At 71.4% G+C, this 26,620-nt stretch carries 22 protein-coding genes, 1 pseudogene and 1 riboswitch; of the genes and pseudogenes, 15 read left to right on the forward strand and 8 right to left on the reverse strand.

Features of this window, described 5'->3' with window-relative positions; genetic code table 11:
• Nucleotides 1–554: 554 nt before the first annotated feature.
• Both KKR89_RS03775 and KKR89_RS03780 read left to right on the forward strand, forming a co-directional pair.
• On the forward strand, nucleotides 555–1,628 hold the full coding sequence (locus KKR89_RS03775) for a glycosyltransferase family protein (protein WP_208197931.1): 1,074 nt from the start codon (nucleotides 555–557) through the stop codon (nucleotides 1,626–1,628).
• Between the two features lie 121 nt (nucleotides 1,629–1,749).
• On the forward strand, nucleotides 1,750–2,874 hold the full coding sequence (locus KKR89_RS03780) for a glycosyltransferase (protein ID WP_208197932.1): 1,125 nt from the start codon (nucleotides 1,750–1,752) through the stop codon (nucleotides 2,872–2,874).
• Between the two features lie 130 nt (nucleotides 2,875–3,004).
• Here the strand turns inward: KKR89_RS03780 and KKR89_RS03785 are convergent, their stop codons facing one another.
• Together KKR89_RS03785 and KKR89_RS03790 are read right to left on the reverse strand one after the other, a co-directional pair.
• Entirely contained in the window at nucleotides 3,005–4,084 is a 1,080-nt protein-coding gene (locus KKR89_RS03785; protein WP_208197933.1) for an acyltransferase family protein, read from the reverse strand.
• Nucleotides 4,085–4,267: 183 nt separating this feature from the next.
• Nucleotides 4,268–5,803, reverse strand: a complete 1,536-nt coding sequence (locus KKR89_RS03790; RefSeq protein WP_251141003.1) for a sugar transferase — start codon at nucleotides 5,801–5,803, stop codon at nucleotides 4,268–4,270.
• 370 nt (nucleotides 5,804–6,173) lie between these two features.
• Between KKR89_RS03790 and KKR89_RS03795 the strand changes: the two genes are divergently transcribed.
• A complete protein-coding gene (locus tag KKR89_RS03795) occupies nucleotides 6,174–7,658 on the forward strand; it encodes an NCS2 family permease (RefSeq protein WP_208197934.1) in 1,485 nt (494 codons plus the stop codon).
• Nucleotides 7,659–7,851: 193 nt separating this feature from the next.
• Here the strand turns inward: KKR89_RS03795 and KKR89_RS03800 are convergent, their stop codons facing one another.
• A complete protein-coding gene (locus KKR89_RS03800; protein ID WP_208197935.1) occupies nucleotides 7,852–9,000 on the reverse strand; it encodes an acyltransferase family protein in 1,149 nt (382 codons plus the stop codon).
• A gap of 434 nt (nucleotides 9,001–9,434) precedes the next feature.
• On the opposite strand from KKR89_RS03800, the pseudogene KKR89_RS18155 reads away from it, so the two are divergent.
• Nucleotides 9,435–9,623, forward strand: a pseudogene (locus KKR89_RS18155) (GDP-mannose 4,6-dehydratase); the annotation flags it as partial.
• A 148-nt stretch (nucleotides 9,624–9,771) separates the two neighbouring features.
• Entirely contained in the window at nucleotides 9,772–10,341 is a 570-nt protein-coding gene (locus KKR89_RS03805) for an NAD-dependent epimerase/dehydratase family protein (RefSeq protein WP_251141088.1), read from the forward strand.
• 8 nt (nucleotides 10,342–10,349) lie between these two features.
• Here the strand turns inward: KKR89_RS03805 and KKR89_RS03810 are convergent, their stop codons facing one another.
• The gene (locus KKR89_RS03810) at nucleotides 10,350–10,784 is read right to left on the reverse strand and encodes a VanZ family protein (protein ID WP_251141004.1); all 435 of its coding nucleotides are present in this window, start codon (nucleotides 10,782–10,784) and stop codon (nucleotides 10,350–10,352) included.
• Between the two features lie 102 nt (nucleotides 10,785–10,886).
• On the opposite strand from KKR89_RS03810, the gene KKR89_RS03815 reads away from it, so the two are divergent.
• Entirely contained in the window at nucleotides 10,887–12,212 is a 1,326-nt protein-coding gene (locus tag KKR89_RS03815) for a UDP-glucose dehydrogenase family protein (RefSeq protein ID WP_208197937.1), read from the forward strand.
• Nucleotides 12,213–12,221: 9 nt separating this feature from the next.
• Here the strand turns inward: KKR89_RS03815 and KKR89_RS03820 are convergent, their stop codons facing one another.
• Both KKR89_RS03820 and KKR89_RS03825 read right to left on the reverse strand, forming a co-directional pair.
• The gene (locus KKR89_RS03820; RefSeq protein WP_208197938.1) at nucleotides 12,222–12,779 is read right to left on the reverse strand and encodes a CAP domain-containing protein; all 558 of its coding nucleotides are present in this window, start codon (nucleotides 12,777–12,779) and stop codon (nucleotides 12,222–12,224) included.
• Entirely contained in the window at nucleotides 12,776–14,071 is a 1,296-nt protein-coding gene (locus tag KKR89_RS03825) for an EAL domain-containing protein (protein WP_208197939.1), read from the reverse strand. Before KKR89_RS03825 ends, KKR89_RS03820 begins: the two co-directional genes overlap by 4 nt.
• A gap of 135 nt (nucleotides 14,072–14,206) precedes the next feature.
• On the opposite strand from KKR89_RS03825, the gene KKR89_RS03830 reads away from it, so the two are divergent.
• The 4 genes from KKR89_RS03830 (at nucleotide 14,207) to KKR89_RS03845 (ending at nucleotide 18,800) form a co-directional block, all read left to right on the forward strand.
• Nucleotides 14,207–14,674 (forward strand): MarR family winged helix-turn-helix transcriptional regulator, encoded by a 468-nt coding sequence (locus tag KKR89_RS03830; protein WP_208197940.1) that lies wholly within the window; start codon nucleotides 14,207–14,209, stop codon nucleotides 14,672–14,674.
• Nucleotides 14,671–16,053 (forward strand): MFS transporter, encoded by a 1,383-nt coding sequence (locus KKR89_RS03835; protein WP_208197941.1) that lies wholly within the window; start codon nucleotides 14,671–14,673, stop codon nucleotides 16,051–16,053. Before KKR89_RS03830 ends, KKR89_RS03835 begins: the two co-directional genes overlap by 4 nt.
• 95 nt (nucleotides 16,054–16,148) lie before the next feature.
• Entirely contained in the window at nucleotides 16,149–17,990 is a 1,842-nt protein-coding gene (locus tag KKR89_RS03840) for a DUF4012 domain-containing protein (protein ID WP_208197942.1), read from the forward strand.
• 93 nt (nucleotides 17,991–18,083) lie between these two features.
• Complete coding sequence (locus KKR89_RS03845; RefSeq protein ID WP_251141005.1) at nucleotides 18,084–18,800, forward strand: LPXTG cell wall anchor domain-containing protein; 717 nt, start codon at nucleotides 18,084–18,086, stop codon at nucleotides 18,798–18,800.
• 3 nt (nucleotides 18,801–18,803) lie between these two features.
• Here KKR89_RS03845 and serC read toward each other — a convergent pair whose 3' ends face one another.
• The gene (serC, locus tag KKR89_RS03850; protein ID WP_251141006.1) at nucleotides 18,804–19,946 is read right to left on the reverse strand and encodes a phosphoserine transaminase; all 1,143 of its coding nucleotides are present in this window, start codon (nucleotides 19,944–19,946) and stop codon (nucleotides 18,804–18,806) included.
• Nucleotides 19,947–20,072: 126 nt separating this feature from the next.
• On the opposite strand from serC, the gene KKR89_RS03855 reads away from it, so the two are divergent.
• The 5 genes from KKR89_RS03855 to KKR89_RS03875 all read left to right on the forward strand — a co-directional run bounded on the left by KKR89_RS03855 (nucleotide 20,073) and on the right by KKR89_RS03875 (nucleotide 25,409).
• The gene (locus tag KKR89_RS03855; RefSeq protein WP_208197944.1) at nucleotides 20,073–20,762 is read left to right on the forward strand and encodes a metal-dependent transcriptional regulator; all 690 of its coding nucleotides are present in this window, start codon (nucleotides 20,073–20,075) and stop codon (nucleotides 20,760–20,762) included.
• A 201-nt stretch (nucleotides 20,763–20,963) separates the two neighbouring features.
• Nucleotides 20,964–21,191: riboswitch (cyclic di-AMP (ydaO/yuaA leader) on the forward strand.
• 3 nt (nucleotides 21,192–21,194) lie between these two features.
• Nucleotides 21,195–21,989, forward strand: coding sequence for a C40 family peptidase (locus tag KKR89_RS03860; RefSeq protein ID WP_208197945.1), 795 nt, complete (start codon nucleotides 21,195–21,197; stop codon nucleotides 21,987–21,989).
• Between the two features lie 199 nt (nucleotides 21,990–22,188).
• Nucleotides 22,189–22,734 carry an HNH endonuclease gene (locus KKR89_RS03865; protein WP_243883484.1) on the forward strand — a complete coding sequence of 182 codons (546 nt, stop codon included), beginning with the start codon at nucleotides 22,189–22,191 and terminating at the stop codon, nucleotides 22,732–22,734.
• Between the two features lie 161 nt (nucleotides 22,735–22,895).
• Nucleotides 22,896–23,828 carry a universal stress protein gene (locus tag KKR89_RS03870; RefSeq protein ID WP_208197947.1) on the forward strand — a complete coding sequence of 311 codons (933 nt, stop codon included), beginning with the start codon at nucleotides 22,896–22,898 and terminating at the stop codon, nucleotides 23,826–23,828.
• 402 nt (nucleotides 23,829–24,230) lie between these two features.
• Nucleotides 24,231–25,409 carry a spore germination YkwD domain-containing protein gene (locus KKR89_RS03875; protein ID WP_208197948.1) on the forward strand — a complete coding sequence of 393 codons (1,179 nt, stop codon included), beginning with the start codon at nucleotides 24,231–24,233 and terminating at the stop codon, nucleotides 25,407–25,409.
• On the opposite strand, the gene rocD is transcribed toward KKR89_RS03875, so the two are convergent.
• The gene (gene rocD, locus KKR89_RS03880) at nucleotides 25,396–26,619 is read right to left on the reverse strand and encodes an ornithine--oxo-acid transaminase (RefSeq protein WP_208198177.1); all 1,224 of its coding nucleotides are present in this window, start codon (nucleotides 26,617–26,619) and stop codon (nucleotides 25,396–25,398) included. The genes KKR89_RS03875 and rocD overlap by 14 nt on opposite strands.
• Nucleotide 26,620: the final 1 nt, after the last annotated feature.

Consider the following 26,620-nt stretch of genomic DNA (forward strand, 5'->3'; position numbering starts at 1 on the left):
TACCTCATAATGCCGCTGGCACTGATGCCGTGGATCGCACCTGCGGTGGTTACTCAGTTTGCATTGGGTGATCGACTGTTGAAGTGGTCGATTACTGCAGCGGCACCGTTCACGCAGTTCCTCCTGGGGTGGGTGCCGCGTAGGTCCGCAGCTCCGTCGCGACGCGGGATCGTGGGCATTGCAGGTGCGGGCGCCCTGGGCTTCACTGGGGCGATAGGTTTGGTTCTGCTCGGCCCATCGATCGCACGCACCTTGACCCATGGGACCGTTGATCTGTCGCGAGAAGCATGCTTCGCTGTGGGTGTCTGCGTCCTGATGACGTCCATCACGCGGGTGAGCGGCCCGGCGGTTCTGATTCCTGGAGGACGCGTCAAGTTGGTCTTCACAAGCGCAGTCTTGGGGGCCGTCACCTGCGCAGTAGCCATTGTGCCCCTGACGCTCGCCCACGGATATACCGGTGGCCTCTGGGCAATAGCTCTCGCCGAGACGGCGGTCTGCGTTCTCCAACTGGGCGGCCTCTCGCATGGCAGGCGCGGCGGGATCGCGGGAGCATGATGACCCAGAAGCGCCCATTCGTCGCCGCCGTGGTGACGTACGGCGCGCGTACGGAGATGGCACTTCGCCTCCTGGAGCGGTTGTGTGCTGAAGATGTCGGCGGCCTGATTCTCGTCCTGAACGGGAGTGCACTTGCGGCGGACGACGCGCGACGCGTCGTGGATCAGCGACTAGCAGTGCACACCGAAGTGGTCGATCTTGGGGCCAACGGAGGATCTGCGCGCGGCTTCGCAGGAGCAATCGCGACAGCGCGGGCGAAGTTTGCCGGAGTAGACCTGCTGCTGCTCGACGACGATGCTGTGATCGAGAACGGGATGATGGGCGAGTACCGTCGGCACGCACACGACTTGGGCGTCATGACCGGCGGCCTCTTCGCGTTTGCTCCCTTTAATCCCTCAAACGAGCCCCAGGCGAAGGTCGTCTCCGATGGAGTACCCGCGCCGAGAGCGTTCGCGGTGGTACGTCCGGGCTGGTTCGAGGGATTTGACATTCGCGACCGCATCAAATGGGCACAGCGGGAATCGTCAAGGACCAACATGGCCGCCGGTCTCGACGGGAGGGGGCTCGAAGCGCGTTGGCTTTCGATACCCGTGGCGCCTTACGGCGGTCTCTATCTCTCTGCGCACGCCGTGGCAACCGGAGTCTCGCCAAACCCCGACCTCGTCCTATACTTCGATGACTATGACTTCACCTTACGTCTTCGCGAGGCCGGCGTCGGCCTCTACCTGCAGGCAGCTCTGAGGATGACGACCCTCGAGGACGGGCGGAAGGCGGCAGGGCCCTCGTCTTTCACTGGTCGCGCGGTCTCGACACCCCGGCGTGAAGAGTGGCGGGTATTGTATAGGGTTAGGAACACGGCCTATGTCCAGCGACGGATAGCAGGTTCGGCGGGTGTCCGTGCTCGATTCGCAGTGAACCTCCTGATTCGCTCGGCCGCCTACCTGGCATATGGTTTTGCTTTGGGCCGGCCCGCTGCCGGGATCCGCGCTGTGGCCGCTATCTCGGCGGGCCTGCGCGGCCGTTTGGGGCCCTCGTACTCGCTCCCGGGCCTGGCGTACGACTTGGAGGATTGAGTCGATGTCGAGCGAGCGGGAATCTTCGAAGCGGATGCGAGTAGTGTCCGTCACCCAATTTGCCGGGTACGCGGGCGTGCCACACGCTGGCGGTGAGTTCGTATATCGGCACTATCGTGTTATGCAGGAGTTCGCAGACATCCGTGCGTTTGCATCGGCGGGAGAGGTTGCACTGGCGTCGGCTGGCACGGGCGAGATGAGCAGGGTTTATCAATCGCTCTGGCGGCGGCCCCAGCGACGATTCGGTCGGGTACTGGACTCGACATGGAAGGCCCTGAGAGGCGTCAGCCTCGGCCTGTTTGCGGAACTCGCGGCGAACCGTTCACGCGTTTTTGCTCTCGCATGCTCAGACGCGGACATTGTAGAACTCCAATGGACAGAGGCCGGTGCCCTCTGCAGGTCTCGCCGCTGGCGTGGCACGGGGAAGCCGACAGTTATCTTTGTGCACGACGTCCTGTTCCAAAGGTGGTCCCGTAGGGCGAGCGCGGCCGGTTCCCTTCTTGGCATGGCCTACTATAGGGTGCGGGAATTACAGGCGCGGCGGGCCGAGCGGGACATCTATGCCGATGCGCGCGCCATTATAGTATTCTCTGCAAAAGACCAGGCGCTGATCGAGGGGATTGCGCCGTCGGCGACTGTGCATGTTCTTCCTCCGCCCCTGGGTGCCGTCGGGGGGCGACATTCCCACACTCTCAGAGTCAACGCCTCGGGGCGCAAGACGGTGCTCTTCACAGGTGCTATGAGTCGTCCCGAGAACGACCAAGGAGTGCGCTGGTTCTTGGCGAACGTTTGGCCCGGTGTCAAGCAGCGTGTCCCCCTTGTCGAGTTTTGCATTGTTGGCGCAAATCCATCCGAGAAGCTTCTTGCGTCCGCAGCGGGGGATCCGTCGATCCGAGTCGTCGGGTTTGTCGAGTCGCTCGAGGAATCCTACGCCAGCGCGGACGTATTCGTGGTTCCCCTTCTGTCCGGCGCGGGTGTCAAGTTCAAGACAGTCGATGCGATGTTGCGCGGCATCCCGCTTGTGGCCACAACGATTGGCGCCGAAGGAGTCGGTGACAATGATTTGTACGTGGGCGTCACGGACTCTGCTGAGAGTTTTGAGGATGCTGTTGTAGAGGCGCTTTTGTCGTCGGCGTCTCGTGATGTCGCGGCACGGGCGAAGGAGTGGGCCCGGCGTGAGTACGATCCATCGAGGTACGCACAGCGGCTGCGCGAGATCTACACCACTCTCCTGTCTTCTCGATAACTGTGCCGCGCGTGCAGCCCAGGCGATTCAGCGTGTTCCTGACGGAGGTAATAACGGTTGGCATCGTTATGGCGGAGCTGATGCGCGACCGGCGCGTCACCCGCTGCTCGAGTTTTACCCTAGGCCGGCACTACCGGCGTGCGTTGACACGACGGGAGCCGCGTAGCCGGCGTTCCATCGGCCGCTCCACCACCAGGTGTAGGACGGCCGCGACGCCGATACTCACTAGAGCGGCGCCAAAGATGGGCGCGACGAGCGAGAGACCTGACCACGTCTCTCGGTCGCGGCTCAGCCGTTCAACGACGCTCACGACGACGCCGATCACCGTCAAGTGGGTCAGGTAGAAGGCGTAGGACCACTCGCCGAGCGTCACGAGCCGCGGGTGCGCGAGTGCGCTGGCGGTGCCGCACATGTCGCGTTGAGCCGCGGCACACACGATGATGAGGAAGGGAACAAAAGTGACGGCGGCGGACATGAATGCGACAGGAGCAAACGCTGCCGCAACTATGCTGAGTGCACCGAGAAACACGGCGGGGCCGAGCGGGATTCGCGGCAGGCGGTCGTGCTGAACGATGCGCGCGAGCGCCATGCCCGCGATGAATTCGACCAGTCGGGTCAGCGGCAGGACTGAAGAAGCCCAGTTTCCCGTCGAGCCGCGCTCAACAGGGTGCGCGAGCGCGGCGACGGTCGCCACAGCTATTGCCGTCCCGGCAAGGCATATCCACAGCGATGATCTTGGCATCCGCCGGATCACGCGGATCAACAGTGGAAAGAGTGCATAGAAGAATGCTTCTACGCTGAGGGTCCAGAAGACTGCACTTGTGGCAAAATATGCCGATTCGTCGGGCACCCACGACTGAAGTAGTGTCAGTGCGAAGAGGTCGCGAACAGATGCGCCGTCGCCACTGATGAGGTTAATGGTCATGACGCCCACCCATGCCGCGGCGTATGCGGGGTAGACGCGCGCGAAGCGGCGTCGCCAGAACAGGGGAGCAGTGTCGTCGTCGCGAGCTGTCCACGTGAGGATAAAGCCGCTGAGGATGAAAAAGAACGACACGCCAGCTGCGCCGGGCCGTAGGAAATTGAGCGACTCGTTGGTCATGACGCCAAGCGCCGAGACATGGTGGCCGAAAACAAGCAGTGCGGCGATAAATCTAAGCCCGGTCAGGGAGTCGAGGCGGGGTGCTGCGGTGAGCGGCGTCGGATGCACATGACAAGTGTGCCTCATCAGGCGGTCACGATTCCGCGTCGTTGCTCCCGGTCGGCGGGTGCCGCACGTTGTGCGATTGGTGCGAGGCGGCACGCATTCTCAGCCTCGCGGTGCCGGCCTCTGATGCGTCTCATGCTCGCTGAGGCGAGGGCCAGGTTGTGTCGCGGGCGTGGTGCACCGCCATTACCTTGCGCCTTCGGCTGCCATCATGGCCCGCGCAGTGCGTATGATGATGAGAATATCACCGAACAGGGTCCAATTCTCCACGTAGGCCACGTCAAGTCGCATGGCCGTGCGTGGGTCGAGGTTGGAGCGCCCCGATACTTGCCAAAGTCCGGTGAGGCCAGGTTTGACGAGGAGCCTGCGGTGGGCGGCGCGATCGTATGTTGCGACCTCCGCAGCGATCTGGGGCCGGGGGCCAACCAAGCTCATGTCACCGCTCAGAACGTTGAAGAGCTGCGGCAGTTCGTCGAGGGAGTAGCGCCGCAGTACGCGGCCGATCCTGGTGACTCGCGGGTCATTCCTGGGCTTGTAGAACGCGCCGACGCTCCCGACGCCCTCAGCCGCAAGCACTTCAGCCAGGCGGTCGTGGGCACCCACCTGCATGGAGCGGAACTTGAGCATTCGGAACGTCTTGCCGTCCTTGCCGATCCGCTCCTGCGCGTACAGGACGGGCCCGCGGCTCGTCGTGCTGACGAGGATGGCAAGCATTAGGAGGAGCGGAGCGACGAGCACGGTGATGACGGCGGCTCCGGTCCAGTCGAAGAGGGACTTCACTACGTACTTGGACCCTCGGAACTGCGGAGCGTCGACGTACATGAGCGGAAGGCCGTTGACGGGCTGCATGAGGACGCGGGGGCCTGCGACGTCGGTCAGCGAGAGAGTGAGCGCCAGGTCGATGCCTGTGCCCTCGAGGTCCCAGCCGAGACGTCGGACCACATCGCCCGTCATGGCATCGGAGCCGGCCACCGCCACGGCCGTGACGCCGTGGCGCTTCGCGAGGTCCGCGGCCTCGGCGTGCGTCCCGAGCACGGGCACGCCGCCGATCTCCTTCACGGCCGGCTGCGCGCCCTCCGGCAGGCAGACGCCCACGACCATGTAGCCGGCTCGCGGGTTGCGGTGGAACTCGCCGATGAGCGACGCGGCCTTATGCCACGGGCCGATGACCAGCACGGGATGCCGGTCCATACCCGCGTCGCGGCGGCGGTGCAGCCGCTTCCGCCAGGCCGCGCGGCTCAGCAGCAGGAGCACGAGCCCGAGGGGTGCCGCGATGCCGAGGTACCCGCGACCGATCTCCATCCGGAAGAGGAATGCCACGACGGCAACACCTGCGAACAAGTGCCACGTCACCTCGAAGACTCGTGAGAACTCCGCCGGGCCGGCACCCATGAGGCGCCGGTCCCGGGTGCGGCCGACCGTGAGAACCGTGAACCACGCGAGGAGCAGGGTGACGGAGACGGCGAGGTAGCTGGGGGAGAACTCCCCGGACACCAGGACGGGGCCTTCGTCGAGCGGGAACCGCACGGCATACGCCACTCCGACGGCAACCGCGACGGCCGCCACGTCGGTGATCGCCACCCGGTTCGCGTGTGCCGCGACCCATGAGGTGTCGCGCGGAATGTCGCGCAGCGCGCCGGGCGGCTGTTGGTGACCGGTCGTGACCGCGCCGTCGCGCGTCGTCGACGTCATTTGATAGGCCCCCTCGGGGTTTATCGCCACCAGCTCTGCCGGCGAGGGGACGCTAGCATTCTGCGCCTTCTCTACGCGACGATGGATTCACCATTCGGAACCGGTGCAAATGGTCCGAAAACGGCGTTGTCGCAGGTCAGGCGGCCCGGGCGGGGGACGATTCGCAGCAGATTTAACCTCCCGGACACGCGTCCAGCGGTTCCTGGAGAACGGCACCCGGTGGCTCGCGTGCGCGTGCACCGGGATGGCGAACCGCCAAAAACCGGGCAAATACGATTCCATCCCGGGTGGAGGTGGTCAGGAGTCTCCGGGCGCTCCTCCACGCGTCCCGCACGCCGCCGTGTCATCGCCCCCGCGAGGAAGTCCCGCACGAGCTCCGCGCTCTGCAAGACTTCCTCCCATGTCGACAACTCCGCCCCCCCAGGAGACGCGCGACGACGCACCCGCGGCCCCCCGCAGCGCCGTCGACCGGTTCTTCAAGATCACGGAGCGTGGCTCCACCGTCGGGTCCGAGATCCGCGGTGGTCTCGTCACCTTCTTCACGATGAGCTACATCATCGTGCTCAACCCGCTCATCATCGGCACCCTCCCGGACAGCACCGGGGAGTTTCTCGGCGGCGGCGACGCCCCGAACCTCGCGATGATCGCCGCGGCGACCGCGCTGGTCGCGGGCGTCCTGTCGATCCTCATGGGCGTGGTCGCGAACTTCCCGATGGCGCTGGCCGCAGGCCTGGGCCTCAACGCCGTGGTCGCCTACACGGTCGCGCAGCTGCCGGGCATGACGTGGGCGGATGCGATGGGCATCGTGGTGCTCGAGGGTCTGGTCATCCTCGTGCTGGTGCTCACGGGCTTCCGTGGCGCGGTCTTCCGCGCCGTCCCGCGTGAGCTGAAGATCGCGATCGGCGTCGGCATCGGCCTGTTCATCGCGCTCATCGGGTTCGTCAACGCCGGCTTCGTCCGTCAGGGCCAGGGCACGCCGCTCGAGCTCGGGTCCGGCGGTTCGCTCGCGGGCTGGCCCGTCGCCGTGTTCGTCATCGGCCTCATCGCCGCGATCGTCCTCATGGTGCGCAAGGTGCGCGGCGGCCTGCTGATCGCCGTGATCGGCACCACGGTGCTCGCACTGATCGTCGAGGCGATCGCCAAGGTCGGCGCGGCGGGCGAGGACAACGTCGGCGGCTGGCACCAGAACGTCCCGGCGGTCCCGGACTCCCTGGTCGACCTGCCCGACCTGTCGCTCATCGGCCAGTTCTCGCTGTTCGGCGCGGTCGGCAAGATCGGCGTCCTCGCGGTCGTCGTCCTGGTGTTCTCGATCCTGCTCGCGGACTTCTTCGACACGATGGGCACGATGGTCGCCGTCGGCCAGGAGGCCAAGCTCCTGGACGAGGACGGCAACCCGCCGCGCAGCCAGCAGATCCTGGTCGTCGACTCGCTCGGCGCCGTCGCCGGCGGCATGGGCTCCGTCTCGTCGAACACCGCGTACGTGGAGTCCACGTCCGGTGTCGCGGACGGCGCCCGCACGGGTCTCGCGTCCGTCGTCACCGGCATCGCGTTCCTGCTCGCGACGTTCCTGTCGCCCCTGGTCGCGATGGTCCCGTCCGAGGCGGCCGCGCCGGTCCTCGTCGTCGTCGGGTTCCTCATGGTGGCGCAGGTCGCCGACCTGGACTGGAAGTCGCCCGAGGTTGCCATCCCGGCGTTCCTCACCCTCGCGCTCATGCCGTTCACGTACTCGATCAGCGTCGGCATCGGCGCGGGCTTCATCGCGTTCGTCGTCGTGAAGCTCGCGCTCGGCAAGGTCCGCGCGATCCACCCGCTCATGTGGGTCGCCGCCCTCGCGTTCATCGTGTACTTCGCGCTCGGGCCGATCAGGGACCTGCTCGGGGTGTGACGGCGGAATGGGCCGGGACCCGCGCACTGCGCGGGCCCCGCCCCATTCCGTTCCGAGTTGCACTTCGATGCCTGTCGGCGACGCTTCCCGTTGCCGCGAGGCGCCGCTCGTGGGGCATCCCTTTGGTGTTCCCCCAGGGCCATCGATCGGACGCTCGGGCGGGCGCCGTCTTCGACGAGGGGCGGGCAGAGAATCACCGAGGGCCCAGGCGACGGCCCACCCTGTTGGCCAACTGGTGGCTGGGTCGCTCCACAAATCTCGCAAAGAGCCAAGCGATTGCGATCGAAGCCGGCACGGAAATCGCCACTCCCACCCAGGGCGTGAGTGGGAATGTCGCGTGTCTGGCGGCCAGGACAAGTGGCTCGTGCACGAGGTAGAGCGAGAAAGAGATCGAGCCGAGCCAGGCCGCAGGACGTGTCTCCAGCAGTCGACGTGTGGGTGCGTGACAACCAGCGGCCAGAACAAATAGTGTTACGCCCACGACTGGCATCCAAGATGTGAATCGATTCGCTTCGCTCCATTCAATGTCTGCGGCCGCCGCTACGATCCAGGCCGAACAAGAAAGCACCAGGGAAGCCAGGAGCAGGCTCGGCCACGCCCACGGTTTGCCGTTGAGACGTCGAGCACCGAGTTGGATCGCATCCCAACCGACCGCCAATAGCGACCCGATCGCGAACATCGACATGTAGAAGATGTACGGTGATTGAATCGCTGACCCTGTTGCGACGAGGGCGACTGCGGCGAGGACCCCCCCGAGCCAGCGCTTCCTGAGTTTCAGGGCGCCGACAACGAACAGTGGCAGTAGTACTGAGAACAGAACCTCCCACCGAAGAGACCAAAGTGTGCTGATGACGCCTGATGGCCCGGTCACAAGCACCAGATCCTTAACCAGTCCATGCAGCGTGTACGAGTCTGCCCTGTTGTTGACCCAAGCGCCCAATCCTTGAGATCCTGAGCGAGGAAAGAGTGCGACCAGGGCCGCGCCCAAGGCTACCGCTGCGAAAACTGGAAGGTACAGTCGCACAAATCGTTTTGAGTAGTAGGAGCCCCAGGAATATTCTAATCCCGACCGCACGGCAGGAAGTGTCAGGACGAGTCCGCTCAGAACAAAAAAGAGGTAAACGGCTTCTGTGCCGGCCCAGACGATGTGTAGTGGCGTGTATGTCATGGCCCACGCAAGCATGCCGGTCGCTTTTGATCCGTAGTAGGGCGCGGCGAGTGATGGGAACGTCAGCAGGCAATGATGGATGAGGACGATTACGGCCGCCGCGCCGCGCAGGCCATCGAGTGACCGCAGGCGCTCCTGGGTAGGGCGGATCGTATCGGTCGTGGGTGAGGTCAAAGCGGGTCTCCTGCGCTGATTGCCCATCGAAGGCGGGCGCTTCGAGGCTCGGCGGTGCTCTGGGGTGGTGGATCGGCGATTAACAGGCTAAGGGCACATCGAGGCGATTCTGGCCCGCTTGGTCCCAGCGAGTCCCGGGCCCGGGTCGCACCTGTGATATCGGGAGGGAGCGCCGGCGACTTGACGCTGCCCGTCGTAATTGCTGGCTCGCGCTGTCTCGGCAACGGCACGGGCCCCGTAGGTGCCGGGACAGCCTTTGTCCGTGCCGACCGGAGACGCGTGCGGGGCGTGCCACTTCGCGCAATCGCGGCGGCGATTGACACCGTGGTCCTCAAGGGGCTGGTCAAGCTCGTCCTAGTGCTCGCCGGGCAGCCGGTGCTCTGTTCGCCCGTCTCACTGGGAGGCACTCGCTGCTGCTGGTGAAGGGCTACGAGGTGCACGGCCTGATCCGACGGGCCTCGACGTTCAACACGTCACGCATCGACCACCTCTACGTCGACGCGCACGACCCTGACGCCCGGCTGTTCCTGCACTACGGCGACCTGAGCGGCGGCTCGCGGCTCGTCACGCTCATCTCGGACATCCGCCCCGACGAGGTCTACCACCTGGCGGCGCAGTCCCACGTGCGGGTGTCGTTCGACGAGCCCGAGCACACGGCGGACACGGCCGGAACCGGGACACATCCGGCTGCTGGGGGCGGTCCGGCCCTCAGGTATCACCACCCGCTACTAACAGGCGTCGACCTCGGAGCTGTGCGGCGCGACGCCCCCGCTGCAGAACGAGGCGACCCCGTTCTACCCGCGCTCGCCCTACGGTGCCGCCAAGCTCTACAGCATGCAGATCCAGGCGGTCCGGCGGCAGTACGGGCTGCCGTGGATCTCCGCGATGCCCACGAACCTCTACGGCCCCGGCGACAACTTCTCGCCGACCGGGTCGCACTTGCTGCCGGCGCTGATCCGCCGGTACGACGAGGCGCGGATCGCCGGGACGCCGAGCGTCACGAACTGGGGGACGGGCACGCCCCGACGCGAGCTGCTCCACGTCGATGACATGGCAGCCGCGTGCCTCCACCTGCTCGAGCACTACGACGGCCCGTCGCAGGTGAATGTCGGCACCGGCACGGACGTGACGATCCGCGAGCTCGCCGAGACAGTCGCGCGCGTCGTCGGCTACGAGGGCGAGACGCAGTGGGACACGTCGAAGCCCGACGGCACCCCGCAGAAGCTCCTCGACGTCAGCAGGCTCGCGGACGCGGGCTGGCGCGCGTCGATCGGTCTCGAGGAGGGCCTGCGCTCGACCGTCGAGTGGTACCGAGCCCACGGAGACGACATTCGGCGGTAGCCGCCGCCTCAGCCGGCGGGCCGGGAGCGCCGAAGCCGAGTGGCTCCCTCGGCTTCGGCGGCAGCTCGCCCGGCACGGAGGCGGACGGCGAGCGTCAGCACCAGCACCCCCACCGCCGCCCCCAGCGTGTTCATCACGACGTCCTGCAGCGTCGGGAAGCGCGTCGGCAGCCACCGCTGCACCGTCTCGATGAGACCCGACGTCGCCGCGCCCAGCAGCACCACCACCCACGACGGCCGGCGCAGCAGCAGCCCCACGAGCACGCCGAACGGCACGAACATCACGACGTTCGCGGCCGCCTCGATCCCCGGGAACGACACCGGCAGCCCGGTCGCCTCCAGCCACGCGATCACCTGGCGTGCCAGGCCCAGGGTCGCGTCGTCCGGGGGCGCCGGGCGCAGCGTCACGACGCCCACCGCCGCCAGGTAGACCACGAGCGCCACCCGCAGCCACCGCCGCGCACGTCCTGTGACCGGGGTCACTCTGCCGGGCGGGGGCCCGCCGGTACGCTTCCCCGAAAGTGGTCCTGCAGCGGGGGAGTCGACGTGCGCATCTCGGTCATCGGTTGCGGGTACCTCGGGGCGGTGCATGCAGCCAGCATGGCGTCCCTCGGGCACGACGTGGTGGGGATCGACGTCGACGCCGACAAGGTCGCCCGTCTCGCGGCGAGCACGGCGCCCTTCTACGAGCCCGGCCTTCCCGAGCTGCTGGCCGAGGTGTCCGGCACCGGCCGCCTCACGTTCACCACCGACATGGCGCAGGCCGCCGGTGCGCAGGTGCACTTCCTGTGCGTCGGGACGCCGCAGAAGCACGGCGAGTTCCGCGCCGACCTCAGCTACGTCGAGTCGGCGTTCGAGGCGCTGCGCCCGCACCTCGCGCCGGGCGACGTCGTCGCCGGCAAGTCCACCGTGCCCGTCGGGACCGCCGAGGACCTGGCCGCGCGGCTCGTCGGCTCCGGTGCCGTGCTCGTCTGGAACCCCGAGTTCCTGCGCGAGGGCTTCGCGGTGCAGGACACGCTGCACCCCGACCGCCTGGTCTACGGCCTGCCGACGGACGACGAGGGCGTCCCGACGCCCGACGGTGAGGCGGCCCGCGCGCTCCTCGACGAGGTCTACGCGACGCCGCTGGGGGAGGGCACGCCGCTCGTCGTCACCGACTACGCGACGTCCCAGCTGGTCAAGGTCGCCGCCAACTCGTTCCTCGCCACCAAGATCTCCTTCATCAACGCCATGGCCGAGCTGTGCGAGGCCACGGGCGCCGACGTCACGAGGCTCGCCGACGCGATCGGCTACGACGCGCGCATCGGCCGCAGGTTCCTCAACGCGGGCCTCGGCTTCGGCGGCGGGTGCCTGCCCAAGGACATCCGCGCGTTCATGGCCCGCGCGGGGGAGCTGGGCGTCGACCAGGCGCTGTCGTTCCTGCGGGAGGTCGACGCGATCAACATGCGTCGCCGCGTCCGGATGGTCGACCTCGCGCGCGAGGTCAGCGCCGGCTCGATCGTCGGCAAGCGCGTCGCCGTCCTCGGTGCGGCCTTCAAGCCGAACAGCGACGACATCCGGGACTCCCCGGCGCTGTCGGTGGCCGCGCAGATGCAGCTGCAGGGCGCGCACGTCACCGTGACCGACCCGCAGGCCGTCGAGAACGCGCGGGTCAAGTGGCCGGACCTCAAGTACGCGGCCAGCGCGCTCGAGGCAGCGCAGGACGCCGATGTCGTCGTGCTCGCCACGGAGTGGGACGAGTACCGCAACCTCGGCCCCGACGAGCTCGGGGAGGTCGTCGCCCACCGCGCGATCGTCGACGGTCGCAACGTCCTGGACCCGAAGGCGTGGCGCGGGGCCGGGTGGACGTACCGGGCGCTCGGGCGTCCCTGACCTCCGCGGCTACGGGCCGACGAGCAGCAGCGAGCACAGCGCCTGGTCGCCGTCCCACGTGCACGCGGCGGCGGCCTGCGTGAACGTGGGGTCCTCGAGGTTCGCCCGGTGCCCCGGCGACCCCATCCAGGCCTCGACCACGTCGGCAGCGGGTGCGGCCGCGCGCGAGAGGTTCTCGCCGGCGGTCGACAGGGGTGCGCAGGCGGCCAGCACCGGGTCGAGGGCCGCGTGCTCGAGGTCGGCGTCGACGAGCCCCAGCGCGCGCTCGGCGGCCCACGGCTGCGCGCAGTCGGCGGCCTCCCACGCAGGGAGCCCCGCGGCGACGTGCGCGGCGTTCGACTCGGCGAGCAGGTCGGCCGCGTAGCTCTCGAGCTCGACCTCGTCCGCCACCCACGTGCTCGTCGCCGTCGCGTCCGTCGGCCCGCTGGTCCGCACGCCCACGACCACGGCTGCGACCGCGAGCGCCGCACCGGCCAGGAGCAGGGCGGTCGCGGCGTTGTTGCGCCGTCGCCCCGGGCGCCCGGCGGGCGCGTCCGGCGTCTGCTCGTCCACGTCGTGCTGGGTCACCGGGACGTCAGCGCCCAGTGCGTCGCGACGTCGTACCGGTCCCACCGTGCCGCCGTCGGGCCCTGCCCCTGGACCGCGTTGACGAGGACCGCGGTCTGCCGCAGCGTGAGGCCGACCATGCGCGCCCGCTCGAGCAGCTGGCCACCCGGTGCGGCGGTGCGCGGGAGCACGGGGGCCGGGCTGCGGTGCAGGTCGGCTGTGGTGCTCGACGTGGACAGGACGGCGACGTCGTTCCGGGCGGCGTGCTCGACGGTCGCCAGGAGGACGGCGCTGTCCTCGGCGGTGATCCGCGCACCGGCCTCGAGGTGCGGGTCGAGCAGGATGGCGTCGATCGGCAGCTCGTCGAACGCGGCGAGCGGCTCGCGGCCCGAGCCGTAGCGGGTGATCACGATCCGGTGCCCGCGGGTGCGCAGGACGCGCAGCGCCTGCTGCACCTCGTCGAGCGCGGCGAGCCACGCCGCGACGCCGATCCACACCCCCGGAGGGCTGCGGTCGGCCAGGATCTCCGCGAGCACCTCCCGTGCGGGCCCGGTCCCAGACAGCACGGCGGAGACGTCCCACAGGAGCGGGGAGTCGTCGGGGTGGGCGGCGAGGATCTGCGGCAGGGCCTCGTGGGCCGCGACAACCGCGTCCACGCACCGCGGCGAGCGCGTGACGGCCAGGAGGGCCTCGGCCCGCTCCGCCTCGGCGTCGTCGAGGCTCTCGGCCTGCAGCCGTACCTGCGTGCCGAACCGCCGGCCGGTCGTGGCGTCCCACAGCGGGCGCATCCGGGCGGTCCCGGCCGCCCAGTGGTCCTGGTGCGGCAGCACGCCCCCGGGCATGACGAGGCGCTCGACGGCGCGGGTCATCACGTCGGACGAGTTGCGCGAGGGGCCCTGGGCGGCGGACGCGCACGGCACGGCGCCGGCGCCGCGGGCCACCTGCGCGCGCAGCTCGGGCAGGTGGCCGCGGATGGCCTGCGCGTCCTCCGCCGTGCTCATGACGAGGTAGGCGACGGCGGCCTCGCCGATCGCGACGACGGCGCCCGGCGGGTCGGCCCACCGCTCGAGGTCGCGGCAGAGCGCCCGCTCGGCGACGTCGAGCCCGCGTGCGCGCCCGCGGAGGGCGTGGGTCGTGGCGGTGTCGTACGCGAGCGTGACGACCGTCAGGACGGCGTCCTCCGCGCGCATCCGCGCGCACTCCGCGTGCAGGGAGACGGCGGTCGCACGGCTCGTCACGGGATCGGTGGTCGATGCCAAGAGGCCCTCGACCACGAGGGCGTCGTTGGCGATGCCCCAGCTCGGTCCGTGCATGTGCGCTCCCCCCCGGGGCCATGACTCTGACGTATGACACTGTCACGCGCAAGGCGCGACGGGCGATATTCACCTGCGTGGTCCGGATCACAGGTCATGACTCCGGGTAATGACGTAGAGTAAGTACTTGTGTCCATGATCTCGCAGCCTGCCGCCGACGCCCCCGTGATCGGGGGCCCCGGGTCGCCCGACCTGACCCTTGCGGCCGAGTTGCGCGTGACGCTGGGCCGGGCCACGCGTCGCATCAAGGCCGAGCGCGGCGAGGCCGGGTTGTCGGACCCCCAGTTCAACGTCCTGGCGATCCTGCTGCGCGAGGGGCCGACGAGCCCCGGCCGGCTCGCGGAGCACGAGCGCATCGCCGCCCCGGCGATGACCCGCACGGTCGGCTGCCTCGCGGACCGCGGGCTCGTCCGCAAGACCGAGCACCCCACGGACGGGCGCCAGGTCGTCGTCAGCCTCACCGAGGAGGGTCACGCCGAGGTCGTCGAGACCCGTCGGCGCCGCGACGCCTGGCTGTCGGCCCGCCTCGCGGGCCTCGGCGCCGCCGACCGTGCCGTCCTCGTCCAGGCCGCCGAGATCCTCCGGAGGATCACCTCGTCGTGAGTGCCACCTTCTCCTCCCTCTCCTTCCGCAACTACCGGTTGTGGTTCGTCGGCGCGCTCGTCGCCAACGTCGGCACGTGGATGCAGCGCGTCGCGCAGGACTGGCTCGTCCTCACCGAGCTCTCGGACGAGTCCGGCGTGGCCGTCGGCATCACCACGGCCCTGCAGTTCGCGCCCACCCTGTTCCTCTCCGCGTGGGCGGGGCTGCTCGCCGACCGCTTCGACCGCCGCAAGCTGCTCATCGCGACGCAGGTGGGGCAGGGTGTGCTCGCCGCGGGCCTCGGTCTGCTGGTCCTGTCGGGTCACGCCCAGCTCTGGCACGTGTACGGGTTCGCCGGCCTGCTCGGCGTCGTGACCGCCATCGACGGGCCGGTCCGCCAGACCTTCGTCGCCGAGCTCGTCCCCGCCGCACGGCTGTCCAACGCCGTCGGGCTCAACAGCGCCTCGTTCAACGCCGCACGGCTCATCGGCCCCGGCGTGGCCGGACTGCTCATCGCCGCCGTCGGCAGCGGCTGGGTGTTCCTCATCAACGCCGCGACGTTCGCCGCGACCATCGTGTCGCTCGTCGTCATGCGCCGCAGCGACCTCTACCCGATGCCGCACGCGTCGCGCGCCAAGGGTCAGATCCGCGAGGGCATCGCCTACGTGCGCAACCGCTCCGACATCGTCGTCATCATGGTCGTCGTCGGCGTGGTGTCGACGTTCGGCCTGAACTTCCAGCTCACGAGCGCGCTCATGGCCCGCACCGAGTTCGGTCGTGGCGCGCAGGAGTACGGCATCCTCGGCTCGATCCTGGCCATCGGCTCGCTCGCGGGTGCCCTGCTCGCGGCCCGCCGGGAGCGGCCGCGCGTGCGCCTCGTCATCGGGTCCGCCTTCGCCTTCGGCATCACGACGGGCGTCATGGCGCTCATGCCGACGTACGCGACGTTCGCCGTCGCCTGCATCCCCGTCGGGTTCGCGTCGCTGACGATGATGACCGCCGCCAACACCAGCATCCAGATGACCACCGACCCGAAGATGCGCGGACGGGTCATGTCCCTCTACATGATGGTGTTCCTCGGCGCGACGCCCGTGGGCTCGCCCATCGTGGGGTGGATCGGCGAGACGTTCGGCGCCCGCTGGTCCATCGGCGTGGGCTCGATCAGCGCGCTGCTCGTCTCGGTCGGTGCCGCCTGGTGGGTGCGCCGGCACTGGGACGTGCGCGTCCGCTACAGCGTCACGTCGCGCCCCCACGTCGAGGTCACGTACCCCGGGGACCGGACGCCGCCGCCGGACGGGGACCCCGCGCCCGCGCCCACGGCGGCGGGGGAGCGGCGCGCGACCGACGCCCCGGCGCGCGTCCGGGCGCAGGACGCCGCGGACGCGCAGCACGCCGCCTGACCGCTTGTCACCCCCGGGGCCGCCGGGCCCGGCACACGGGTGAAAGGCGGGCGTGACTAGATGTCCGGTACGTCCGGTGTGTCACGATCGGCCGCGTGGGCGTGACAGGGACGACGAGCGGCGGGGACGGCGGGGCGCAGGCGGCACCCGCCGCCGCCGACCCTGGCCCGCCGGCACCCGACCCGTCGGCACCCGGCGGTCGCCGGCTGGTCGCCCGGGCCGCCGTGCTCGTGCTCGTCCTCGTCCTGCTCGCGGCCGGCTGGGTGGCCTTCCGCGCCTGGCAGGCGGCCGCCGCGCTGCAGGACGCACGCGCGCTGCTGGGGGAGGTCACGTTCGACGCGTCCTCCGTCGGCTCCGTCACCGAGGGCCTTCCCCGGCTGAGGGCCGCCACCGGGCGTGCCGCAGCGGCGTCGTCCGACCCCGTGTGGCACGCGGCCGAGGCGCTGCCGTGGGCGGGCGACCAGCTCGAGGCCGTCCGCGTCGTGTCGACGTCGCTCCACGACGTCGTCACCGACGCGATGCCCGCCGCCACCGACCTGCGTGCCCTCGTCGACGGCGGCCTGCGCCTGCCAGACGGCCGGTTCGACGTCGACGCGCTGCGCGACGCCGCCGCGCAAGTCGAGGCCGCCGCCACCACCGCGTCGCGGGCGAGCACCGACGTGGCCGCGCTCGACCCGGACGTGCTCGTCCGCCCCCTGGCCGGCCCCGTGCGCCAGGTGCAGGACGCGCTCGCGCGCATCGACGCCAGCCTCGGCCCCGCCGGGGACGTGGCCGGCGTCCTGCCCGGCATGCTCGGCGCCGACGGTCCGCGCACCTACCTCGTGCTCGCGCTCAACACCGCCGAGCTGCGCGCCGCCGGCGGGATCGTCGGCACCGTCGTGGTCGTGCGCGCCGACGACGGCGCCGTGTCCGTCGTCGACCGCCGCTCCACCATGGACCTGCGCGGGCTGCGCGAGCCCCTGCCGCTCACGTCCGAGGAGCTCGCCACCTGGGACGTGCGCATGGGCAGGTGGATCCAGAACTCCACGCTCACGCCCGAGTTCCCGCGCACGGCCGAGCTGGTCGCGGCGCGGTGGTCGCAGTCCGTCGGCGGCACGGTCGACGGGGTGGTCGCGACCGACCCCGTCGCGGTGGCCGGCCTCGTCGGCGCGACGGGCGCGGTGGCCGACCCGGCGGGTGGTGTCCTCGACGCCGACGGGCTCGTCGACGCGCTCCTGCGCGACTCCTACCAGCGGTACACCGACCCCGCGGTCGCCGACGCGTACTTCGGCGAGGTCGCCGAGCGCCTCGTCGCCGCGGTCGGCGCCGGGGCGGGGGACTCGCAGGAGCTGCTGCTCGCGGGGCGGCGTGCCGTCGACGAGCGCCGCGTCCGCGTGTGGTCGGCGCACCCCGAGGAGCAGCAGCGGCTCGGCGCGACCGTCGTCGGCGGCGCCTTCACCTCGACCGACCTCTACGCCGACCAGCCGGGCCTGTTCCTCGACGACACCACCGAGGCCAAGCTCGGCGCCTACCTCGCGACGTCCGTCACCTTCCGGGACGCGACCTGCACCGGCCCCGCGCCGAGCGTCGACGTGGTGCTGGGCCTCGACTTCCGCCCGCCCCTCGACGTCGAGACGTTCGGGGCCTACGTCACCGGCGACCCGAGGCCGGACGTGCCGCTCGGCACGCTGCTCACCACCGTCTCCATGTGGTCCGCCCGCGGCGCGCCGCCGCTGGTCGCGACGCGCGACGGGAAGCCGGCCACGGGCCTGGTGACGAGCGTGTCAGGACGTACGGTCCAGCAGATCGGCTCCCGCCTCGCCCCGGGGCAGACGCAGGAGCTCGTGGTCACGGTGCCCCTGCACGACGGCGCTGTGACGCTGTGGAGCACCCCCACGCTCACGTCCCCCGGCGCGGCCACCTTCACCTGCGACGGAGTGCTCCACCCGCCAGGGTGAAAGTGTCCGAAGTGTCCGGATTCACCCGATCGCCGGTAGGATCCGGGGGGCTGCCGGGGCGAAGATGATGAGGACGAAATGTCCGATTCGACCGTGGGAGCCACCATGCGCGCGTTCACCAAGGTCTGCGCCGCCGCAGGCCTCGCCCTGGCGGCCACGGGCCTCGCCCCGGTCGCCACCGCGGCGACCGTACAGGCCCCGTCTCCCGCGGCCGACGGCTGCGTGCCGGGCTCCGACGGGTACGGCGGCGAGCTCCCCTGCGAGGTCGACGTCACCGTCGTGACGCCCGTGTGCGACAACGACGTCCCGCGGCTGCGGTACGCGGTCACCCCGGTCGGCACCGACCGGACCACCGTCACGATCGCGTTCGTCAACCCCGGCGGCGCCGACGTCGTGTACGCCGACCAGCCGCTGTCCGGCACCGTGCTGTGGCCCGGGGCCGTCGTCGACGCCGCCGGCACGGGCGTCGACTGGCCCGGTTGGCGGCTCGAGGACGGCACGTGGGTGGCCGGCGACGAGTTCGACTGGGTCCGCCCGTCGGTCGAGGTGTCCTTCCAGGTCAACCCGTCCGCGTCGGCCGTCGTCGCCTACCCGCCGTCGAGCCCCGTGTGCCTCACCGCGCCGCCGCGCTCCGACGTGCTCGCCGCCGGGCCCGACGCGCCCGCCGCCGCACCTGCGGCCGTCGCCGGCGAGCGGGCCGAGGTGCTCTCGGCGACCGGCTCGTCGGCCGGTCCCCTCGCGCTCGTCGCGAGCGGGCTGGTGCTCGCCGGGGCGGGCGGGGTCCTGGCCGCGCGCCGGCGCCGGGCCTGACGCTCAGCCGAGGCGCTGCACGACGTGGTCGATGCAGGCCGTCAGCGCCAGGACGTCCTCAGGGTCCACCGCCGGGTACATGCCCACGCGCACCTGGTTGCGGCCGAGCTTGCGGTACGGCTCGATGTCCACGATGCCGTGGCGCCGCAGCACGCCGGTCACGGTGGTCGCCTCGATCTCCGGGGCCAGGTCGATCGTGCCGACGACGGGGGAGCGCAGCGCGGGGTCGGCGACGAACGGCGTCGCCCAGTCCCGGCTCTCCGCCCAGGAGTACAGGTGGCCCGACGACGTCGCGGTGCGCTGCGCCGCCCACGTCAGGCCGCCCTGCTCGAGCATCCAGTCGACCTGCTCGGCGAGCAGCACGAGCGTCGCGAGCGCCGGGGTGTTGAGGGTCTGGTCGGCCCGGGAGTTCGTCACGGCCGTCGTGAACGACAGGGACTCGGGGACCCACCGGCCCGCGCCCTCGATGCGCGCGGCGCGCTCGATCGCCGCCGGGGACGCCAGCGCGAGCCACAGCCCGCCGTCCGACGCGAACGACTTCTGCGGCGCGAAGTAGTAGACGTCCGTCTCGCCGACGTCGACCGTCGTGCCGCCCGCGGCCGACGTGCCGTCGATGAGCACCAGGGCACCCGCCTCGCGGGACCCGGGGACCCGGCGGACCGGTGCGATCACACCCGTCGACGTCTCGTTGTGCGGCCACGCGTACACGTCGACGCCCTCGGTGGGCGGGGGCACCGCCACCTGCCCGGCCGGTGCGGTGGTGACGTGCGGGACGGCGAGGAACGGCGCGCGCGTCGTCGCCGCCGCGAACTTCGCACCGAACTCCCCGAACCGCGCGTGCGCCGCACGGTCCTGGACGAGGCACAGCGTCGCGACGTCCCAGAAGACGGTCGACCCGCCGTTGCCGAGCACGACCTCGTAGCCGTCGGGCGCGCCGAGCAGCGTCGCCAGGCCCGCCTTCACGCGTCCGACGAGCCGGCGGACCGGCGCCTGCCGGTGGGACGTCCCCAGCAGCGTCGTGCCCACGGCCGTCAGCGCCTCGAGCTGCGCGGGGCGCACCTTGGACGGGCCGGACCCGAAGCGCCCGTCGCGGGGCAGCAGGTCGGCAGGGATCGTCAGGCGGGCGATGGCGTCGGCGTCGGGCACGAGGCGAGGATAACGACGCGGGCCCGCCGCCCGGGCGCCCATCCGTCGAGCCGTGGCCGACTACCCTGGGCGCAGCACGCGGCGCGGGTGTACCCGGCCGTTCGACGCGACGTGGGAGGCCGAGCGGTGAGCGACCTGATCGACACGACCGAGATGTATCTCAAGACGATCTACGAGCTCACCGAGGAAGGCATCACCCCCCTGCGCGCCCGCATCGCGGAGCGCCTCGGCCACTCCGGCCCGACCGTCTCGCAGACGGTCGCGCGCATGGAGCGCGACGGCCTCGTCGTCGTCACGGGGGACCGCCACCTCGAGCTGACGGCGGACGGGCTCGGCAAGGCCGTGCGCGTGATGCGCAAGCACCGGCTCGCGGAGCGCCTGCTCACCGACGTCATCGGCCTGGACTGGCCGCACGTCCACGAGGAGGCGTGCCGCTGGGAGCACGTCATGAGCGAGCGCGTCGAGAAGCGCCTGGCCGCGCTCCTCGACCACCCGCACTTCGACCCCTACGGCAACCCGATCCCCGGGCTGGACGAGATCGGGGAGGAGCGCACGCCCGTGCGGTTCCTCGACGGCGTCGTCCCGCTCACGTCGCCCGGCGCCGCGGCCGACGGCACGGCCGTGATCGCGCGGATCGGCGAGCCCCTGCAGGTCGACGTCGAGCTGCTCACGAGGCTCGCGGAGGTGGGCGTGACGCCCGGTGCGCACGTGACCGTCGAGCGGACCGTGGGCGTCGTGACGGTGGGCGTCGCGGGCGCCGGCACGGTGCTGGACCTGCCCTACGACGTGGCGCGGCACATCTTCATCGGGGCGTGAGACCCGCCGCCGCGGCGGGGGTCGTTTCGCCGTGTGTGCACCCTCTGGTGCGGGTTCGCCTCGGCGTGTCGTCGGCGTGTCGGTTCTCGCGTCGGACGACTGTCCAAGATCCGTCCGAGATCTTCGTGACCATCGCGTGACAATCGCGCAGAGGGTCATGTACGTTCGTCCTGCTTCTCGGAACCCTCCTCCAGGAAGCCCTCGAGCGGAACGCCGAACCCTGCCGCCGCTCGCAGGTCCGTACGACTCGCCGGCAGGGGCGGGGGAACCACATTGTGGGCACCGGAAGATCGGTGTCCTTGGGGTGAAGCCGGGAACACGGCGCGACAGCAGTGCACGCAGGTGCGCAGCAGGTCGCGACGGACGACCGGCCGGGTGTTCTCCCACCCGAACCCGACAGCTCACCTCGTAGGCGACAGGAGAGGCAACTCCTTGTCCGAAAGCACCAACCGGGCGCGCCACCGCGCCGCGCGACGTCCTTCGACGCCGTTGACCGAGCTCGCGTCCGCAGCCTCCGAGCAGATGGGTACCGTCGGTCGACGGTCCGCCGTCGTCGCGGCCTCGTCCGGCCTCATGGTCTCCATGATCGCCGTCCCGTCCTACGCGGCCGACCGTGACAGCGCCCCGGCGCTCGCCGCCGTCGACACCTCCGCCCTCGCAGCCTCGGCTCGCGCGGTCCTCAACACCTCTCCCGTCGTGGCCTCGCCCGCCGAGGCCGTGTTCACGGTCGACGCGCCGGTGATCACCGCCGAGAAGCCGACGCCTCCGCCGGAGCCCGTGCGCACCACGCGTGCCGCGGCCCGCACGGCCGAGCGGGCAGCGACGACCTCGTCGTCGTCGTCCTCGTCGTCCTCCTCCGCTGCCGTCGCCAGCAACCCGGTCCCGCAGTCGGTCGCCGGCAACGCGGTGCTCGAGGTCGCGGCCCGCTACGTGGGCGTCCCGTACGTCTCCGGCGGCGCCAGCCCCGCGGGCATGGACTGCTCCGGCTTCACGTCGTACGTCTACGCGCAGCTCGGCATCACGCTGCCGCGCACGTCGTCCGCGCAGCGCAACGCCGGCACGGTCGTCTCCCGCGCCGACGCGCAGCCCGGTGACCTCATCTGGAGCCCTGGCCACGTCGGCATCTACGCCGGTGGCAACCAGATGATCGACGCCCCCCGCCCGGGCAAGACGATCCAGTTCCGGGCCATCTGGCAGAGCAACCCGACCTTCATCCGGATCGGCTGACCCCGACCCGTGCCACGAGGCCCCGACGACGTCCGCGTCGTCGGGGCCTCGTCGTCTCCCCAGGCCCCTCGATCGGACCACCGCGTACGCCTCGGCTGACAAAGCACGTGCGCGTACCCTGGTCCCGCATCCACGCTGTTCCTTCTCGTGCGGACCGGCAGCCAGCCGGTCCGACCCCCGAGGTCAGGAGTGCACCGTGCTGACGACCGCCGCCGACCAGGCCCCCCATCACGACGTCGAGCGTGCCCCGGTGCCGTCACGCACGCTCCTGCTCAACGCGAGCGGCGACCCCTTGTGCATCGTGACGCTGCACCGCGCCGTCGTGCTCGTCATGACCGGCAAGGCCACCGTGCTGGAGTCCGACGGCCGCGTGCTGCACTCCTCGCACCTGCAGATGCCCCTGCCCGTGGTGCTCGTCCTCACGCGCTACGTCCACGTCCCGCACCGCCGGCCGGTGCCGCCGACGCGGCGGACGGTGCTGCAGCGCGACGACCACCGGTGCGCGTACTGCGGGGGCGGCGCCGACACGGTCGACCACGTGCAGCCGCGCTCGCGCGGCGGCCGGCACGAGTGGACCAACGTCGTCGCCGCGTGCGTGCGGTGCAACCACCGCAAGGCCGACCGCACCCTGCACGAGCTCGGGTGGGAGCTGCCCTTTCGTCCACGCGCGCCACGGTGGTCCGTGACGGTCGGCGGCGCTGCCGGGCGCGCCGAGCCCGCGTGGTCGCCGTACCTCGTCGCCTGATCGCGCGGTCGTCCCGCGGCTCCCGGGGCCCGCACGTCACCCGTCCCGGGGTGACCGCGGCGCGGGTCCGGGCACGCTGACGTGCTCCGTTGTGCCACGATGGCCGGGAACCGGACACCGGCACGGCGCACCGAGGCGCCGGTCGCGACATGGAGGTCGGCATGACGCGCGAGAGCGAGATCCTCGTGGGGGTCGACGGGTCGACCGCCGGGCTGCACGCCCTGGACTGGGCGCTCACGGAGGCCCGTACCCGGGGCGTCGGCCTGCGGCTGGTCGTGGCCTACTCGCTGCCGTCCTTCACGGCCGCGTCGCTCGACGGCGGGTACGCCGCGCTCGACGACGAGACGATCCGTGCCGGTGCGCAGGCGGTGCTGGACGAGGCGCTCGCGCACCTGCGGGACCCCGGGGTGCCGGTGCACGGGCGTGTGGTCACGGGCGACGCGGCAGGCGTGCTCGTCGAGGAGTCCCGGCACGTCGAGCTGGCGGTCGTCGGCACGCGTGGTCGCGGCGGTTTCGCGGACCGGCTGCTCGGCACCGTCTCGTCGGCGCTGCCCGCGCACGGGTGGTGCCCCACGGTCGTCGTGCCGCTGCGCGGCGCGGACGGTCAGCCGCTCGCCGCCGGCGAGACGGCGCACGTGCGGCCGGTGCGCCGCATCGTCGTCGGCGTCGACGGGTCGCCACCGGCCGAGCGCGCGCTGCGTGCCGCGATCCGCGAGTCGCAGGCGTGGGGGGCCGAGCTGTTCGCCGTGACGGGCGTGCCCATCGCGTCGATGACGGGCGCGCTCGCGTGGCTGCCGTCGGCGGTGGACCACGAGCAGGTGCTCACCGACATGGCCGAGGGGCTGGACGTCGTCGTGGACCGTGCGCTGGCCGACTACCCGGGCGCCGTGGTGCAGCGCCGCGTGCTCGACGGCACGGGCGCCGAGCTGCTCACGGAGTTCTCCGCTGCGACCGACCTCGTCGTCGTCGGGTCGCGGGGGCGCGGTGGGTTCGCCGGGCTCCTGCTGGGCTCGACCAGCCAGGCCGTGCTGCACCACGCGCGGTGCCCGGTGATGGTCGTGACGACGCGCGGCGACGACGTGACGGCGGACTGACGGCAGAGCGCCGGCCGGGGTGCCGGCGCAGCTCCGCGCCCGTCGAGCGGGTGGCGGTGGGTGCATGTCCCGTCCACCCGATCTGCACGAATGTGCAAGACATGTGACCATATGTGCCCCGGATTGCGGCACAGACCCTCAGGTCGGACGCTGCGAGTGCCGATGACGTCGTGAGAAGCGACGACGCAGGGGGGACCGATGAGCGGACGGCAGGACACAGGCGCGCGCCGTACGGGCGGGCGGACCGCGGGTTCCGCACCCGCGAGCGCACCATCCGCCCCCGACACGCCGCCGGATGGCTCCGCGGCGTCCGGCACCGCCGCGCCCGGCACCGCCGCACCCCGCCCGGGCCCGGCAGCGCGTGTCGCCGCACCCCTCATCCCGACGCAGGCCGGTCACGCCGTGTCGGCGCCCGTGCCCGTCGTGACCGCACCGGCAGCAGCGGCGCCGCCCACCGCGCCCGTGGTGCCCGCCCCGTTCCGGACCGGCGCCTCGGCCCCCGCGGCCGGTCCCGGACCCGCGACGCAGACCGACCTCGAGACGTCCCCGCAGCCGACACCCCTGCCCGCCCCCGCCCGCCCGCGGTCACGGCAGGTCGTCGCGCTGCTCACCGCCGGTGCGGTGCTCGTGGCCGCAGGCGGCGTGTGGAGCGTCCAGCAGGAGCGCGCCGAGCGTGCCGACGCCCGCCGGGCCGCGCAGACGCGTGTCGACGGTGCCTACCTGGCGGCGGTACCCGAGCTCGCCGCGGGCCGCGTGGACGGGCTCGTCGTCGGCACCGCCGTCGTGTCGGCCCTGCGCGCGGACGTGACCGCCGCCGGCCGTGCCGCGGTGGACCACGCCGGTGCGACGCTCGCCGCGTCCGCGCAGGCCGGCGACGGCCCGCGCGGGGCGCTGCAGAGCGCGATCGACGGCGCCCGGGGCAGCCTCGACGCCCCGGCCGTCTCCCTGACGTCGTTGCGCACGACGACGGCCGCGCTCGCCGCTCCCGAGAAGGGTGTCGTGGACGCGCAGGCGGCCTGGCAGGCGGCCGAGGACGCACGCATCGCAGCCGAGGCCGCTGCCGCCGCGCAGGCGGCCGCCGCCGCGCAGGCGGCCCCCCGCACCGCACCGCGCAGCTCCTCAAAGGGCACCACCACGCGTCGTTCGACGAGCACGGGCACCGGCACCGGCACCGGCACGGGGGGGTCGTCGGGCTCGGCCCCCGCACCGGACTCGGCACCCGCCGGGCTCGCCACCGCAGGCTCCGAGGCGTCGTCCGGCGACGTGGGCGCGGCCCTGAACGCCCACCGCGCGGCCAACGGGCTCGGCGCGCTGTCGATCGTCCGGTCCGGCGCACGCGTCGAGCACGCGATGCAGATGGCCGCGTCGAACAGCATCTGGCACTCCGGGACGCGTGCCGGGTCACCCAAGGCGCGTCCGGAGATCGTCGGCCGCGTGAGCCCCGGCAGCGCGACCCGCATGATCGCCGCGTACGCGGGCTCCAGCGGGCACAACCAGCAGATGCTGGGCAGCTACTCGACCGCCTACATCGGCGCCGTCTCCTACGACGGCTGGCTCTACACCTCCATCACCTTCGGGTGAGGGCGGAGGTGAGGTGGGTGAGGGCCTCGTCGAGGTCGGCCGGGTCGATCGTCAGGGGCGGGGCCAGGCGGATCGTGCCGCCGTGGGTGTCCTTGGCCAGGACGCCCCGGGCGAGCAGGCGCTCGCACAGCTCGCGCCCTGACGCGGGACCACCCGGCACGGACGGCGCCACGTCGAGCCCGGCCCACAGGCCGATCGTGCGCATGCCGGACAGCAGCTGCTGGTCCATGAGGCCGGCGAGGTGGTCGGCGACGACCTCACCGAGCGTGCGGGCGCGTGCCTGCAGCGTGCCCGGCGTGAGCAGGTCGACCACGGCGAGGCCGACGGCGCACGCGAGCGGGTTGCCACCGAACGTCGAGCCGTGCGTCCCGGCCGTGAGGACCTCCAGCACGTCGGCGCGGCCCACGACCGCGGACACGGGCAGCAGACCGCCGCCGAGCGCCTTGCCGAGCGTCACGAGGTCGGGCCGCACGTCGAACCGCTCGCACGCGAGCGTCGAGCCGGTACGCCCGAGGCCCGACTGGATCTCGTCGGCGATGAGCAGCACGCCCGCGGCGTCGCACGCCGCGCGCACGGCCGGCAGGTACTCCGTCGACGGCACGACGACACCCTGCTCGCCCTGCACCGGCTCCAGCAGCACCGCGACGGTCGTCTCGTCGATCGCCGCGGCCAGCGCGGCCGCGTCGTCGTAGGGGACGGTGACGAAGCCGGGCGTGAACGGACCGAAGCCCCGGCGCGCGTCGGGGTCGGACGAGAACGACACGATCGTCGTCGTCCGGCCGTGGAAGTTGCCGTCGGCGACGACGATCGTCGCGCGGTCCGCGGGCACGCCACGCACCTCGTAGCCCCACTTGCGCGCGGCCTTGATCGCCGTCTCGACGGCCTCGGCGCCGGTGTTCATCGGCAGGACGAGGTGCGACGTGCCCGCGAGCAGCGGCCCGACGAGGCCGACGAGCGCCTGCGCGAACGGCTCGAGGAGCTCGTGGTCGAACGCGCGGGACGTGAGCGTCAGGCGGTCGAGCTGCGCGTGCGCGGCCGCGACCAGCGCCGGGTGGCGGTGCCCGAAGTTCAGGGCCGAGTACCCGGCGAGGAGGTCGAGGTACCGCCGGCCGTCGGTGTCGGTCACCCACGAGCCCTCACCGGTCGCGAGCGTGACCGGCAGCGGGTGGTAGTTCGGTGCGAGCGCGGACGTCGCGACGGCGGGACGCATG

Source organism: Cellulomonas dongxiuzhuiae, assembly GCF_018623035.1.
In the GTDB taxonomy this organism is placed as follows: Bacteria; Actinomycetota; Actinomycetes; order Actinomycetales; family Cellulomonadaceae; genus Cellulomonas; species Cellulomonas dongxiuzhuiae.